Below are 14502 nucleotides of genomic sequence, written 5' to 3' on the forward strand. Positions count from 1 at the left end.
TAGAACAGCCGGACACAAACCAACATTGCGTTATCATGCGCCACCTGTGAAACGCGCGATGTTGGTTTTCTTGTCATGACGCTCCCGCCCGATCTGCCCCCCGAACTCTCCCACAGCGGCGTGCGCCCGGCTGATCGGCTCGGATTTACCCTGTTTCTCGCGGCGTTGATTCACCTGGCGTTGATCCTCGGCCTGGGCTTCACCTTTGCCGAACCCAAGCAGATCACCAAGACTCTGGAAATCACCCTCGCCACCTTCAAAAGTGAAAAGAAGCCGGAGAAGGCTGATTTTCTCGCCCAGGACAACCAGCAAGGCAGCGGCACCCTCGACAAGAAGGCCGTGCCCAAGACCACCGAAGTGGCGCCGTTCCAGGACAACAAGGTCAATAAGGTCACGCCACCGCCAGCGCCCAAGCCGGAGGTGAAACAGGCTGCACCCAAGGCCGCTGTCACTACCGTCGCACCCAAACCGCAAAAAGCCCCGACCCAGCGCGAAAAGGCCAAGACCGAACCCACGCCCGCCCCGCCGGCCCCGACGTTTGACAGCTCGCAACTCTCCAGTGAAATCTCCAGCCTGGAAGCCGAACTGGCCCACGAACAACAGCTGTACGCCAAGCGCCCGCGGATCTACCGCCTGAATGCTGCCTCCACCATGCGCGACAAAGGCGCCTGGTATAAGGACGAGTGGCGCAAGAAGGTCGAGCGCATCGGCAACCTGAACTACCCGGACGAAGCCCGCCGCCAGCAGATCTACGGCAATTTGCGACTGCTGGTGTCGATCAACCGCGACGGCACCTTGTACGAAGTGCAGGTGCTGGAGTCCTCCGGCCAACCGCTGCTGGACCAGGCAGCGCAACGCATCGTGCGCCTGGCGGCGCCTTTTGCGCCGTTTACCGGGGACTTGAACGACATCGACCGTCTGGAAATCATTCGCACCTGGCGCTTTGCCAAAGGTGATCGGCTGTCGAGCAATTGACGCTGACGGTGATTTCCTGCGCATCCTCAGCTTGTCAGTTCGCCCCTCCAACGCCACACTAGCGGACATGAAAAATGTCAGCCCGACCTACCTCAAGCACCAATTCCTGATCGCCATGCCCCATATGGCCGACCCGAACTTTGCGCAGACCTTGACCTACATCGTCGAGCACACCGCCAATGGTGCGATGGGGTTGGTGGTCAACCGCCCGCAAGACCTGAACCTGGCCGATATCCTCGAGCAACTGCGCCCGGACATCGACCCGCCAGCCAACTGCCAGCACGTACAGATCTACATCGGCGGGCCAGTGCAGACTGACCGGGGTTTTGTGCTGCACCCCACCGGGCCGAAATTCCAGGCGACCGTGGACCTTGAAGGGCTGTCGCTTTCCACTTCCCAGGATGTGTTGTTCGCCATCGCCGATGGCATCGGGCCTGATCAAAGCGTGATCACCCTGGGCTACGCCGGCTGGGAAGCCGGGCAACTGGAGGCCGAGCTGGCGAGCAATGCCTGGCTGACCTGCCCGTTTGACGCCGACATCCTGTTCAACACCCCCAGCGAATTGCGCCTGGAAGCGGCGGCCGCCAAGCTGCGGATCAACCTCAGCCTGCTGACCAGCCAGGCGGGGCACGCCTGATGGCCTTGCGTCTGATCCTCGGTTTTGACTACGGCACCAAACAGATCGGCGTAGCGGTCGGCCAGGTGATCACCGGCCAGGCCCGCGAGCTGTGCACCTTGAAAGCCCAGAACGGCGTGCCGGACTGGAACCAGGTCGAAGCCCTGATCAAGGAGTGGAAGCCCGATGCCGTCGTGGTCGGCCTGCCCTTGAACATGGACGGCACCCCGAGCGAGATGTGCCTGCGAGCCGAAAAATTCGCCCGACGCCTGAATGGCCGCTACAACCTGCCCTTCTATACCCACGACGAACGCCTGACCACCTTTGAAGCCAAGGGCGAGCGCCGCGACCGTGGCGGGCAGAAAGGCAGTTACCGCGACAACCCGGTGGATGCCATCGCTGCGGCCCTGCTGTTGCAGGGCTGGCTGGATGAAAACACTGCTTTATTTGAATCCTGACTGACGCGGCTTGCCGCGTCTTCTTACGTTTGAGCCCGGACCTTGCCGGCACCCCGCCGCGCAAGGCCTTGAAGGAGCCACCATGAGCCTGCCCAATCCCGCCGACCTGATCAGCCAGATGGCGATCCGCCTCAAGGCGCACCTGGAACACCGTGCCATCAGCGAGCCGCGTTTTATCGGCATTCGTACCGGTGGCGTGTGGGTGGCCCAGGCGCTCTTGGAAGAACTGGGCAGCCACTCGCCCCTGGGCACTCTGGACGTGTCTTTCTACCGTGACGACTTCAGCCAGAACGGCTTGCACCCGCAAGTGCGCCCTTCGGCCCTGCCGTTCGAGATCGAAGGCCAGCACCTGGTGCTGATCGATGACGTCCTGATGAGCGGTCGCACCATCCGCGCCGCCCTGAACGAACTGTTCGACTACGGCCGCCCGGCCAGCGTGACGCTGGTCTGCCTGCTGGACCTGGACGCCGGCGAATTGCCGATCAGCCCGGACGTGGTTGGCGCCACCCTGTCCCTGGAAGCCCACCAGCGGGTAAAATTGTCCGGTCCCACGCCGCTCGAACTCGAACTGCAAGACCTTGCCCTTTAAACCGCCTTGTAAAGAGTCCCCGCGATGACGCCTCTAGATGCCAAGCGCCCGCTGCAGCTCAATGCTCAGGGCCAGCTGCAACACTTCCTGTCCCTCGACGGCTTGCCCCGCGAACTGCTCACCGAAATCCTCGACACGGCCGACTCGTTCCTCGAAGTCGGCGGCCGGGCGGTGAAAAAAGTCCCGCTGCTGCGCGGCAAGACTATCTGCAACGTGTTCTTCGAGAACTCGACCCGCACCCGCACCACCTTTGAGCTGGCGGCCCAGCGCCTGTCGGCCGACGTGATCACCCTGAACGTGTCCACCTCGTCGGCGAGCAAGGGCGAAACCCTGCTCGACACCCTGCGCAACCTGGAAGCCATGGCCGCCGACATGTTCGTGGTGCGCCACGGCGACTCCGGTGCCGCACACTTCATTGCCGAGCACGTGTGCCCGAATGTGGCGATCATCAACGGCGGCGACGGCCGTCACGCCCACCCGACCCAGGGCATGCTCGACATGCTGACGATCCGTCGGCACAAGGGCAGCTTTGAAAACCTCTCGGTGGCCATCGTCGGCGACATCCTGCACTCGCGGGTTGCGCGCTCGAACATGCTGGCCCTCAAAGCCCTGGGTTGCCCGGACATCCGCGTGATCGCGCCCAAAACCCTGCTGCCGGTCGGCATCGAGCAGTACGGCGTGAAGGTCTACACCGACATGACCGAAGGCCTGAAGGATGTGGACGTGGTGATCATGCTGCGCCTGCAGCGCGAGCGCATGGCGGGCGGCCTGTTGCCGAGCGAGGGCGAGTTCTATCGCCTGTTCGGCCTGACCACCGCGCGCCTGGCCGGCGCCAAGCCGGACGCCATCGTGATGCACCCGGGGCCGATCAACCGTGGCGTGGAGATTGAGTCGGCGGTGGCCGACGGCCCGCAGTCGGTGATTCTCAACCAGGTGACCTACGGCATCGCCGTCCGCATGGCCGTGTTGTCCATGGCCATGAGCGGGCAAACCGCACAACGTCAATTCGAGCAGGAGAACGCCCAGTGAAGCTCAGCATTCTCGGCGCCCGAGTCATCGATCCGGCCAGCGGCCTGGATCAAGTCACCGATCTGCACCTGGAAGCCGGCAAGATCATTGCCATCGGCGCCGCACCCGCAGGCTTCAGCGCCAGCGAAACCATTGAAGCCAAAGGCCTGATCGCCGCGCCCGGCCTGGTAGACCTGAACGTCGCCCTGCGCGAGCCGGGTTACAGCCGCAAGGGCAACATCACCAGCGAAACCCGCGCCGCCGCGGCCGGTGGCGTCACCAGCCTGTGCTGCCCACCCCACACCAAGCCGGTGCTGGACACCTCGGCCGTGACCGAGCTGATCCTCGACCGCGCCCGTGAAGCCGGCAACTGCAAAGTGTTCCCCATCGGCGCCCTGAGCAAAGGCCTGGACGGCGAACAGCTGGCTGAGCTGATCGCCTTGCGCGACGCCGGCTGCGTGGCCTTTGGCAACGGTCTGGAGAGCTTTCGCAGCACCCGCACCCTGTGCCGCGCGCTGGAATATGCAGCGACCTTCGACCTGACGGTGATTTTCCACTCCCAGGACCGCGACCTGGCCGAAGGCGGCCTGGCCCACGAAGGCGCCACCGCCAGCTTCCTCGGCCTGCCGGGCATCCCGGAAACCGCCGAGACCGTGGCCCTGGCCCGGGACCTGCTGCTGGTGGAGCAAAGCGGCGTGCGCGCGCACTTCAGCCAATTGACCAGCGCTCGGGGCGTGGCCCTGATCGCTCAGGCCCAGGCTCGCGGTTTGCCGGTGACGGCGGATGTGGCGTTGTATCAGCTGATTTTGACGGACGAGGCGCTGATCGACTTCTCCAGCCTGTATCACGTGCAGCCACCCCTGCGTACTCGCGCTGACCGTGACGGTTTGCGGGCGGCGGTGAAGTCCGGGGTGGTTTCGGCGATTTCCAGCCATCACCAACCCCACGAGCGGGACGCCAAGCTGGCGCCGTTCGGCGCGACAGAGCCGGGCATCAGCAGTGTCGAGCTGCTGCTGCCGCTGGCGATGACGTTGGTGGAGGATGGCTTGCTGGACCTGCCGACGCTGCTGGCGCGTCTCAGTGCGGGCCCTGCCGAGGCCCTGCGCCTGCCGGCGGGCAAGTTGGCAGTGGGTTCGGCGGCGGACCTGGTGCTGTTTGATCCGGCCAGCTCCACGATTGCCGGGGAACACTGGCTGTCCAAGGGCGAGAACTGCCCGTTCATCGGCCATAGCCTGCCGGCGACTGTGCGGTACACCTTGGTGGATGGGCGGATCAGCTACCAGGCCTAAACCCGATGATGATCGTTCCCACGCTCCGCGTGGGAACGCATCCTGTGACGCTCCGCGTCACGATTTTCAGGAGCGGACGCAGAGCGTCCAAGGCGGCATTCCCACGCAGAGCGTGGGAACGATCCGTTCCACAAGGCCTACCGGCCGCCAAGCCGCTCGGCATTGCGGATCGAAACCTGCGTATTCAGTGTCCAGAAGTCATACAACACGCCAATCAGGAACAAGCCCCCAGTCAGCAAGTAAACAATCCCGCTGATCCATTTGCCCTGATACATGCGGTGCAACCCGAACACACCCAGGAACGCCAACAGGATCCAGGCCACGTTGTATTCAATCGGCCCGGCCGTAAATCGCAGGTCCGCTTCCCGGTCCATTGCCGGAATTAGGAACAAGTCGATCAGCCAGCCGATCCCGAACAAACCGAAGGTGAAAAACCAGATCGTCCCGGTCACTGGCTTGCCGTAATAAAAGCGGTGAGCACCGGTAAAACCGAAAATCCAGAGCAGGTAACCGATCACCTTGCTGTGGGTGTCTTGTTGCGAAACATCCTGTCGATAGGTGTTCATGGAGTACCTCTTTTGCCTCGATAGATAAATTTTTTCATTTTCTTTGTGACTTTTTTACGGGCGCCCGACGCACGGCAAATGGTATCTTCCTTCCCGCAAAGCCTTATGCCACCTGACCTGAGTAGGACAATAACGACAATTCGTCGCGTTTTTCCTGAATTTGACCCCAGGGTTCAGTCGACAAACGGCCTTAGAACGACACAAAAAGCTGTTATAAAGTTGCGCGCAAACCTAAAAGAGCCACGCCTAATGCGACCATTTTTCAAGACATGGCTAACCATTTGCCTATTAATGCCACTGGCCGCCCACGCCACCAATCGTGAGCAACGACTTCCCAACGTTAACGGTTTCACCCCTAAAGTTCACGCTACCACCAGCTCCGCCAAATCGGTGAAGCTGACCGTGAAACGCCCGACTCAACTGAGCAAGGCCCACGGTAAAACAGCGCCAGGGCTGATGGCCGTCAACACCAAGCAAAGCAGCAACGTCCTCAGCCGTGCCGTCAACGTGCTCGGTACCCCTTATCGTTGGGGCGGCAGCAGCCCAAGTAAAGGGTTCGACTGCAGCGGTTTGGTGAAATATGCGTTTAACGACGTAAAAGCCGTGGATTTGCCACGCACTTCCAACGCCATGGCCGCCGGCCACGGGCTGAAGGTTGAGCGCAAGGACTTGAAACCGGGTGACCTGCTGTTCTTCAAACTGAAGAGCCGCCAGGTGAACCACGTTGCCATTTACCTGGGCAACGACCGTTTTATCCACGCACCGCGCCGTGGCAAGTCCGTGAGCATCGATACGCTGAAGAAGCCGTTCTGGGACAAGAACTACGTGATTGCCAAGCGTGTCCTGCCTAAAGAGCAGAACAATCTGCGGATTGTGCAGCGCTGATACCCGGCCGACTTGGGAGCGGGCTTGTGTGGGAGCGGGCTTGCTCGCGAATGCGGAGTGTCAGTCGATACATGCTTGACTGATACACCGCATTCGCGAGCAAGCCCGCTCCCACATTAGTTTTTCAGCGCCCACGCGACCTCAAATATCCCCAGGCACCCTCGCCTTCTCCCGGGCATGTTCCCGGCTGATCAGCCCCTGGCTGACCAACGCCTTCAAACTCATGTCCAGCGTCGTCATCCCCAGCGCCCCACCCGTCTGGATCGCCGAATACATCTGCGCCACCTTGTCCTCGCGGATCAGGTTACGAATTGCTGGCGTGCCGAGCATGATTTCGTGAGCCGCAACCCGCCCGCCGCCGACTTTCTTCACCAGCACCTGAGACACCACCGCCTGCAATGACTCCGAGAGCATCGAGCGGACCATGGCCTTTTCCCCTGCCGGAAACACATCCACCACCCGATCCACGCTTTTAGCCGCCGACGTGGTGTGCAACGTGCCAAACACCAGGTGCCCGGTTTCCGCCGCCGTCAGCGCGAGCCGAATGGTTTCCAGGTCCCGCAGCTCGCCCACCAGAATCACATCCGGGTCCTCCCGCAATGCCGAACGCAGGGCGGTCGAGAAACTGTGGGTGTCGCGATGCACCTGCCGCTGGTTGATCAGGGCGTTTTTCGGTTGATGGATAAACTCGATCGGGTCTTCAAGGGTGAGGATGTGCTGGCGACGATGGGTGTTGAGGTAATCGATCATCGCCGCCAGGGTCGTGGACTTGCCGGAACCGGTCGGCCCGGTGACCAGCACCAGCCCTCGGGACAGGTCCGCGATGCGCCGGAACACCTCGCCCAACCCGAGGCTTTCCAAACTTTGCACCGTTGAGGGAATGGTACGAAACACGGCGCCCATGCCCCGGTGCTGCTGGAACACGTTCACCCGAAACCGCGCCACCTCGGGCAACTCGAAGGCAAAATCCGTTTCAAGAGATGTTTCGAAATCCTTTTGCTGATGATTGTTCAGCAAAGGGTGGAGTAACTCCGCCACTTGCGTAGGCTCAAGCACCGGCCGATCGAGGGGCCAGACTTCGCCATCAACTCGCAACATCGGCGCCAACCCGGCCGACAAATGCAGGTCCGAGGCCCGCCGGAGTACGCCGGCAGCCAGCAGTTCAGTGATATCCATAGGGCTTTCCATTTCCAGTAGAATGCCGCGGACTCCATATCCACGGGCGCAACTTGAATGTCGACCATAGCAGACAACATCAGCCTGGTTTCCCAGCGGATCCGAGCTGCGGCCCAAGCCTCGCAGCGCGACGCAGACAGCGTGCACCTGCTGGCCGTGAGCAAGACCAAACCCGCACAAGCCGTGCGCGAAGCCCATGCCGCCGGAATGCGTGATTTTGGCGAGAACTATCTGCAGGAAGCCCTGGGCAAACAGGTCGAATTAACCGACCTGCCCTTGAGTTGGCACTTCATCGGCCCCATTCAATCGAACAAGACTCGTGCGATCGCCGAGAACTTCGCTTGGGTGCATTCCGTGGACCGCCTGAAAATCGCACAACGCCTGTCCGAGCAACGCCCGGCTGACCTGCCGCCGCTGAATATCTGCATCCAGGTCAACGTCAGTGGCGAAGCCAGCAAGTCCGGCTGTACACCCGCCGACCTGCCTGCCCTGGCCGAAGCCATCAGCGCCCTGCCGCGCCTGAAGCTGCGTGGCTTGATGGCGATCCCCGAGCCAACAGACGACCGTGCAGAGCAGGACGCAGCCTTCGCCACCGTACGCGACCTGCAGGCGAGCCTGAACCTGGGGCTCGATACACTTTCCATGGGCATGAGCCACGACCTTGAGTCGGCCATTGCCCAAGGGGCCACCTGGGTGCGGATCGGTACCGCGCTGTTTGGTGCCCGCGACTACGGCCAGCCGTGAAATGGCTGACTTCCATCTGAATAAGGACCTGTCATGAGCAACACGCGTATTGCCTTTATCGGCGCCGGCAACATGGCGGCCAGCCTGATCGGCGGCCTGCGGGCCAAGGGCCTGGAAGCACAGCAGATTCGCGCCAGCGACCCGGGAGCAGACACCCGCGCCCGCGTCAGCGCCGAGCACGGCATCGACACCTTCGCCGACAACGCAGAAGCCATTGAAGGCGTTGACGTGGTGGTGCTGGCGGTTAAGCCACAAGCCATGAAAGCCGTGTGCGAAAGCCTGCGCCCAAGCCTCAAGCCCCATCAACTGGTGGTGTCCATCGCCGCCGGCATCACCTGCGCCAGCATGACTCGCTGGCTCGGCGCCCAGCCGATTGTGCGATGCATGCCCAACACCCCGGCGCTGCTGCGCAAGGGCGTGAGCGGCTTGTACGCCACGTCCGAAGTCACTGCCCAACAGCGTGATCAGGCACAAGAGCTGCTTTCCGCCGTGGGTATCGCCCTGTGGCTGGAGCAAGAGCAGCAACTGGACGCTGTCACCGCCGTGTCCGGCAGCGGCCCGGCCTACTTCTTCCTGCTGATCGAGGCCATGACCGCCGCCGGCGTGAAACTCGGCCTGCCACAGGAAGTCGCCGAGCAATTGGCCGAGCAAACCGCACTGGGCGCCGCGCAGATGGCCGTGACCAGTGATGTCGACGCCGCCGAACTGCGCCGTCGCGTGACCTCGCCGGGCGGTACTACCCAAGCGGCAATCGAATCGTTCCAGGCCGGGGGCTTTGAAGCCCTGGTGGAAAAAGCACTGGGTGCCGCAGCACATCGTTCGGCCGAATTGGCCGAGCAGCTGGGCAAATAGTCGTCCCCCACATAGGAATTAAACATGCTCGGAATCAATGACGCTGCCATTTTCATCATCCAGACCCTGGGCAGCCTGTACCTGCTGATCGTGCTGATGCGTTTTATCCTGCAACTGGTGCGGGCGAACTTCTACAACCCGCTGTGCCAGTTCGTGGTGAAGGCCACGCAGCCGCTGCTCAAGCCACTGCGCCGGGTAATCCCGAGCATGTTCGGCCTGGACATGTCCTCGCTGGTGCTGGCGCTGCTGCTGCAGATTCTGCTGTTCGCAGTCATCCTGCTGCTCAACGGCTACCAGGCCACCACGCTGCTGTTGCTGCCGTGGGCATTGATCGGGATTTTCTCGCTGTTTTTGAAGATCATTTTCTGGTCGATGATCATCAGCGTGATCCTGTCCTGGGTCGCTCCCGGTAGCCGCAGCCCTGGCGCAGAGTTGGTGGGGCAGATCACTGAACCGGTGCTGGCGCCTTTCCGTCGCCTGATACCAAACCTGGGTGGCCTGGATATCTCGCCGATCTTCGCGTTTATTGCGATTCAGCTGCTGCAAAGCTGGGTGATTCCGCGTCTGGCTTTCTATGCATTCATGCCCAAAGAACTGTTCGGTCTGATCTGACGACAATGTGGCGAGGGAGCTTGCTCCCGCTGGGCTGCGCAGCAGTCCCAAAAAGGCCGACCGCGTTGCATCTGCAAAATCGCGGCAGCCGGACTGGGACCGCTTCGCGCTCCAGCGGGAGCAAGCTCCCTCGCCACAAAAAGCCTTAAAAACACCGGCAGCAGGCCTTCGCTTGCCGCTGGGTGCAGCGGTCTTTAGACTTACGCCTCATTTAAACGAGAGCAGGGTCGATGCCAGCTGCCTTCCCCCCCGATTCTGTTGGACTGGTCGTGCCCCAAGTGGCGCACTTCAGCGAACCGCTGGCCCTGGCCTGCGGCCGTTCGCTGCCCGCCTACGACCTGATCTATGAAACCTACGGCCAACTGAACGCCACGGGCAGCAATGCCGTGCTGATCTGCCACGCCTTGTCCGGCCATCACCACGCGGCTGGGTTCCACAGCATGGACGAGCGCAAGCCCGGCTGGTGGGACAGCTGCATCGGCCCCGGCAAACCGATCGACACCAACAAGTTCTTCGTGGTCAGCCTGAACAACCTCGGCGGCTGCAACGGTTCCACCGGCCCCAGCAGCCTCAACCCGGAAACCGGCAAGCCGTTTGGCGCGGATTTCCCGGTACTGACCGTGGAAGACTGGGTGCACAGCCAGGCGCGCCTGGCCGACGTACTGGGCATCGCCCAATGGGCCGCCGTGATCGGCGGCAGCCTGGGCGGCATGCAGGCCCTGCAATGGACCATCACCTACCCGGACCGCGTGCGCCATTGCCTGGCCATCGCCTCGGCCCCCAAGCTGTCGGCGCAGAACATCGCCTTCAACGAAGTGGCGCGCCAGGCGATCCTCACCGACCCGGAGTTCCACGGCGGTTCGTTCCAGGAAGCGGGAGTGATCCCCAAGCGCGGGCTGATGCTCGCGCGCATGGTCGGGCACATCACCTACTTGTCGGATGACTCCATGGGCGAGAAATTCGGCCGTGGCCTCAAGAGCGAGAAGCTCAACTACGACTTCCACAGCGTCGAGTTCCAGGTCGAGAGCTACCTGCGTTATCAGGGTGAGGAGTTTTCCGGGCGTTTCGACGCCAACACCTACCTGCTGATGACCAAGGCCCTGGACTACTTCGACCCGGCGGCGAACTTCGACGACGACCTGGCGCGCACCTTCGAGGCGGCCACCGCCAAGTTCTGCGTGATGTCGTTCACCACCGACTGGCGCTTCTCCCCGGCCCGCTCGCGAGAACTGGTGGATGCGCTGATGGCCGCCAAGAAAGACGTCTGCTACCTGGAGATCGATGCACCGCAAGGCCACGATGCCTTTCTGATCCCGATCCCGCGCTACCTGCAGGCCTTCAGCAACTACATGAACCGAATAGCACTGTGAGAACGCCATGAGAGCCGACCTGGAAATCATCCAAGACTGGATCCCCGCCGGCAGCCGCGTGCTCGACCTGGGTTGCGGCGATGGCGAACTGCTGAGCTGGCTGCGCGACAACAAGCAAGTCACCGGCTATGGCCTGGAAAACGACCCGGACAACATCGCCCAGTGCGTGGCCAAGGGCATCAACGTGATCGAGCAGGACCTGGACAAGGGCCTCGGCAACTTTGCCAGCAACAGCTTCGATATCGTGGTCATGACCCAGGCGCTGCAAGCCGTGCACTACCCCGACCGGATCCTCGACGAAATGTTGCGGGTCGGCCGCCAGTGCATCATCACCTTCCCCAATTTCGGCCACTGGCGCTGCCGTTGGTACCTGGCCACCAAGGGCCGCATGCCGGTGTCGGATTTCCTGCCCTACACCTGGTACAACACGCCCAACATCCACTTCTGCACCTTCGAAGACTTCGAAGCGCTGTGCAGCAAGCGCGAAGCCAAAGTCATCAACCGCCTTGCGGTCGATCAACAGCACCGTCACGGCTGGGCGAGTAAGCTATGGCCCAACCTGCTGGGTGAGATCGGGATCTACCGGGTCAGCAGCCCGGGCCTGACGGACCACCAGATTGCCGTCTAACCAATTTCAAGGAGGACGAACATGAGTCGTTTGGCTACTTTTTTACTCACCGCGTGCCTGAGCGTCAGCGCTATGGCGGCGGATGTTATCGACGGTAATCGCCAGAAAGAATTCGGCGATATCACGGTGCACTACAACACCCTGACCACCAGTTTCCTGACACCGGAAATGGCCCAGGAAGCCGGGATCGTACGCAGCAAAGAGCTGGGCATGATCAATGTGTTCGTGAACAAGGGCGTCGAATCGATAGACGCCACCGTCACCGGCACCATCAAAGACCTGAGCGGCAAGAGCGAGATGCTGACGTTCAAGAAAATCACCCAGAAAGGTTCTACGCTTTACGTCGCCCAGTACCCGGTGCCACAGCAGGAAACCAAGATTTTCACCATCAACGTTGAAACCGGTGGCAAAGCCCACGGTTTCAGTTTCAACCAGGAACTGTTTCCGGCCGAATGATGAACCTCACACAACTCGTACTGGCCAGCCATAACGCCGGCAAGCTCAAAGAACTCCAGGCCATGCTCGGCGACTCGGTGCAATTGCGCTCGATTGGCGAGTTCAGCCAGGTAGAGCCGGAAGAGACCGGCCTGTCGTTCGTCGAGAACGCCATCCTCAAGGCCCGTAATGCTGCGCGCATTTCCGGCCTGCCGGCACTGGCCGATGATTCGGGCTTGGCCGTGGACTTCCTCGGCGGCGCCCCGGGCATCTACTCGGCGCGTTACGCCGACGGCAAAGGCGACGCGGCCAACAACGCCAAACTGCTCGACGCCCTCAAGGACGTGCCCGACGCGATGCGCGGTGCACAGTTCGTCTGCGTGCTGGCCTTGGTGCGTCACGCCGATGATCCTTTGCCGATCCTCTGTGAAGGCCTGTGGCACGGTCGCATCCTGCACGCGGCCAGCGGCGAGCACGGGTTTGGCTACGACCCGCTGTTCTGGGTGCCGGAGCGCAATGTCTCCAGCGCCGAACTCAGCCCGGCTGACAAAAACCAGATCAGCCACCGTGCTCGCGCAATGGATTTGCTGCGCCAGCGTCTGGGCCTGAAATGACCCAGAACACCTCCGCGCAGCCACTGATTCTCGGTGGCGCGCAAACACCTCGGGCGGCCCTGCCTCACCTGCCGCCCCTGGCGCTGTACATCCACATCCCGTGGTGCGTGCGCAAATGCCCTTATTGCGACTTCAACTCCCACACCGCCAGCAAGGTGCTGCCGGAAGAAGAGTATGTCGACGCATTGCTGGCGGACCTCGATCAGGACCTGCACGCGGTGTATGGCCGTGAGCTGAGTTCGATCTTTTTCGGCGGCGGCACCCCGAGCCTGTTCAGCGCCGCGGCGTTGGGCCGGTTGCTCAAGGGCGTAGAGGCGCGCATCCCGTTTGCCAGCGACATCGAGATCACCCTGGAAGCCAACCCCGGGACCTTCGAGCAAGAAAAGTTCGTGGCGTACCGCAAGCTGGGGATCAATCGGCTGTCGATTGGTATCCAGAGTTTCCAGCAAGAAAAACTCGAAGCCCTGGGCCGTATCCACAACGGTGACGAAGCCGTGCGTGCCGCCGGGATGGCGCGCCAGGCCGGGTTCGACAACTTCAACCTGGACCTGATGCACGGCTTGCCCGATCAGTCCCTGGACGACGCCCTGAGCGACCTGCGCCAGGCCATTGCCCTCAAGCCCACGCACCTGTCCTGGTATCAACTGACCCTGGAACCCAACACCGTGTTCTGGAACCAGCCGCCCGTGCTGCCGGAAGACGACACCCTGTGGGACATCCAGGAAGCCGGCCAGGCGTTGCTTGCCGAACACGGTTACGCCCAGTACGAAGTCTCGGCCTACGCCCAACCGGGCCGGCCGGCGCGGCACAACCTGAACTACTGGAGCTTTGGCGATTTTATCGGCATCGGTGCCGGTGCCCACGGCAAGCTCAGCCACCCGGACGGGCGCATCGTGCGCACCTGGAAAACCCGCGCACCGAAGGACTACCTCAACCCGGCGAAAAACTACCAGGCCGGCGCGAAAGAACTGACCAACGAAGAGTTACCGTTCGAGTTCCTGATGAACGCCCTGCGCCTCACCGACGGCGTCGAAGCCCGGCTTTACGCCGAGCGCACCGGCCTTGAGCTGGCGAGTCTCGATGAGGCCCGTCGTGAGGCAGAACAAAGTGGCTTAATGCAGGTCGAACCGTCACGCCTGGCGGCCACGGACCGCGGGCAACTCTTTCTCAATGACCTGCTGCAGAAGTTTTTGAGCTGATTGCTCTTAAGGAAATCAAATGGATCTGGTACTCGACCTGCTCGCCACCGTATCCCGCTGGAGCCGTAGCAACCTGTCGGAAATCTCCCTGGCGTTGGTAGGGTGCCTGCTGGTGCTGTTTGGCGCCGACATCAAGGGCTGGGTCGAAGCACGACTGGGCAGCATCGCGGGCGCGCTGCGCGTACCGCTGATGGCGCTGGTGTGCATGATCGGCAGCGGCGCGGCACTGATCTACGCCACGCCGTGGATTGTTCGCGGGTTGAGCCAGTTCAACAACTACAGCCTGGCACCGGTGTTGTTGGTGGTGCTGGTGCTGATTGGGGTGGTGGCGGATCGCCGCTGACCTTAAGCGCGGCACAAAACAAATGTGGGAGCGGGCTTGCTCGCGAATGCGGTGTGTCAGTCAGCGTAAATGTCGACTGATCTACCGCATTCGCGAGCAAGCCCGCTCCCACATTTTTTACTGCATTCCAGGCCAGGAACTTA

At 61.9% G+C, this 14502-nt stretch carries 18 protein-coding genes; 16 read left to right on the forward strand and 2 right to left on the reverse strand.

Going from position 1 to position 14502, the window contains the following annotated elements; genetic code table 11:
* The first annotated feature begins 75 nt into the window (after positions 1-75).
* The 6 genes from D109_RS0108450 to D109_RS0108475 all read left to right on the forward strand — a co-directional run bounded on the left by D109_RS0108450 (position 76) and on the right by D109_RS0108475 (position 4935).
* Positions 76-975 carry an energy transducer TonB gene (locus tag D109_RS0108450; protein WP_017476513.1) on the forward strand — a complete coding sequence of 300 codons (900 nt, stop codon included), beginning with the start codon at positions 76-78 and terminating at the stop codon, positions 973-975.
* Between the two features lie 67 nt (positions 976-1042).
* Positions 1043-1612 carry a YqgE/AlgH family protein gene (locus D109_RS0108455; RefSeq protein ID WP_017476514.1) on the forward strand — a complete coding sequence of 190 codons (570 nt, stop codon included), beginning with the start codon at positions 1043-1045 and terminating at the stop codon, positions 1610-1612.
* On the forward strand, positions 1612-2049 hold the full coding sequence (gene ruvX / locus D109_RS0108460) for a Holliday junction resolvase RuvX (protein ID WP_003213744.1): 438 nt from the start codon (positions 1612-1614) through the stop codon (positions 2047-2049). The genes D109_RS0108455 and ruvX overlap by 1 nt, the downstream gene beginning before the upstream one ends.
* A gap of 82 nt (positions 2050-2131) precedes the next feature.
* Positions 2132-2638 carry a bifunctional pyr operon transcriptional regulator/uracil phosphoribosyltransferase PyrR gene (gene pyrR / locus D109_RS0108465; protein WP_017476515.1) on the forward strand — a complete coding sequence of 169 codons (507 nt, stop codon included), beginning with the start codon at positions 2132-2134 and terminating at the stop codon, positions 2636-2638.
* A 24-nt stretch (positions 2639-2662) separates the two neighbouring features.
* Positions 2663-3667 carry an aspartate carbamoyltransferase catalytic subunit gene (locus tag D109_RS0108470; protein WP_017476516.1) on the forward strand — a complete coding sequence of 335 codons (1005 nt, stop codon included), beginning with the start codon at positions 2663-2665 and terminating at the stop codon, positions 3665-3667.
* Positions 3664-4935: a dihydroorotase gene (locus D109_RS0108475; protein ID WP_017476517.1), complete on the forward strand. Its 1272-nt coding sequence runs from the start codon at positions 3664-3666 to the stop codon at positions 4933-4935. Before D109_RS0108470 ends, D109_RS0108475 begins: the two co-directional genes overlap by 4 nt.
* Before the next feature lie 137 nt (positions 4936-5072).
* On the opposite strand, the gene D109_RS0108480 is transcribed toward D109_RS0108475, so the two are convergent.
* Positions 5073-5501, reverse strand: coding sequence for a TM2 domain-containing protein (locus D109_RS0108480; protein WP_017476518.1), 429 nt, complete (start codon positions 5499-5501; stop codon positions 5073-5075).
* A gap of 249 nt (positions 5502-5750) precedes the next feature.
* Between D109_RS0108480 and D109_RS0108485 the strand changes: the two genes are divergently transcribed.
* A complete protein-coding gene (locus D109_RS0108485) occupies positions 5751-6386 on the forward strand; it encodes a C40 family peptidase (protein ID WP_032868331.1) in 636 nt (211 codons plus the stop codon).
* A 141-nt stretch (positions 6387-6527) separates the two neighbouring features.
* On the opposite strand, the gene D109_RS0108490 is transcribed toward D109_RS0108485, so the two are convergent.
* The gene (locus D109_RS0108490) at positions 6528-7562 is read right to left on the reverse strand and encodes a type IV pilus twitching motility protein PilT (RefSeq protein WP_017476520.1); all 1035 of its coding nucleotides are present in this window, start codon (positions 7560-7562) and stop codon (positions 6528-6530) included.
* A gap of 57 nt (positions 7563-7619) precedes the next feature.
* On the opposite strand from D109_RS0108490, the gene D109_RS0108495 reads away from it, so the two are divergent.
* The 9 genes from D109_RS0108495 (at position 7620) to D109_RS0108535 (ending at position 14359) form a co-directional block, all read left to right on the forward strand.
* Positions 7620-8306, forward strand: a complete 687-nt coding sequence (locus D109_RS0108495; RefSeq protein ID WP_017476521.1) for a YggS family pyridoxal phosphate-dependent enzyme — start codon at positions 7620-7622, stop codon at positions 8304-8306.
* A gap of 33 nt (positions 8307-8339) precedes the next feature.
* Positions 8340-9158 carry a pyrroline-5-carboxylate reductase gene (gene proC / locus D109_RS0108500; RefSeq protein WP_017476522.1) on the forward strand — a complete coding sequence of 273 codons (819 nt, stop codon included), beginning with the start codon at positions 8340-8342 and terminating at the stop codon, positions 9156-9158.
* A 24-nt stretch (positions 9159-9182) separates the two neighbouring features.
* Positions 9183-9770, forward strand: coding sequence for a YggT family protein (locus tag D109_RS0108505; protein WP_017476523.1), 588 nt, complete (start codon positions 9183-9185; stop codon positions 9768-9770).
* A gap of 230 nt (positions 9771-10000) precedes the next feature.
* Positions 10001-11140: a homoserine O-acetyltransferase gene (locus tag D109_RS0108510; protein WP_026077845.1), complete on the forward strand. Its 1140-nt coding sequence runs from the start codon at positions 10001-10003 to the stop codon at positions 11138-11140.
* Between the two features lie 7 nt (positions 11141-11147).
* Positions 11148-11768, forward strand: coding sequence for a methionine biosynthesis protein MetW (gene metW / locus D109_RS0108515; protein ID WP_017476525.1), 621 nt, complete (start codon positions 11148-11150; stop codon positions 11766-11768).
* A gap of 21 nt (positions 11769-11789) precedes the next feature.
* Positions 11790-12224: a DUF4426 domain-containing protein gene (locus tag D109_RS0108520; RefSeq protein WP_017476526.1), complete on the forward strand. Its 435-nt coding sequence runs from the start codon at positions 11790-11792 to the stop codon at positions 12222-12224.
* Positions 12221-12817 carry an RdgB/HAM1 family non-canonical purine NTP pyrophosphatase gene (gene rdgB, locus D109_RS0108525; RefSeq protein ID WP_008434161.1) on the forward strand — a complete coding sequence of 199 codons (597 nt, stop codon included), beginning with the start codon at positions 12221-12223 and terminating at the stop codon, positions 12815-12817. Before D109_RS0108520 ends, rdgB begins: the two co-directional genes overlap by 4 nt.
* A complete protein-coding gene (gene hemW, locus D109_RS0108530) occupies positions 12814-14016 on the forward strand; it encodes a radical SAM family heme chaperone HemW (RefSeq protein WP_017476527.1) in 1203 nt (400 codons plus the stop codon). The genes rdgB and hemW overlap by 4 nt, the downstream gene beginning before the upstream one ends.
* A 19-nt stretch (positions 14017-14035) precedes the next feature.
* Complete coding sequence (locus D109_RS0108535; protein WP_003213776.1) at positions 14036-14359, forward strand: DUF3392 domain-containing protein; 324 nt, start codon at positions 14036-14038, stop codon at positions 14357-14359.
* The last annotated feature ends 143 nt before the right edge of the window (positions 14360-14502 follow it).

This window comes from Pseudomonas sp. PAMC 26793 (genome assembly GCF_000313235.1).
Classification (GTDB): domain Bacteria; phylum Pseudomonadota; class Gammaproteobacteria; order Pseudomonadales; family Pseudomonadaceae; genus Aquipseudomonas; species Aquipseudomonas yamanorum.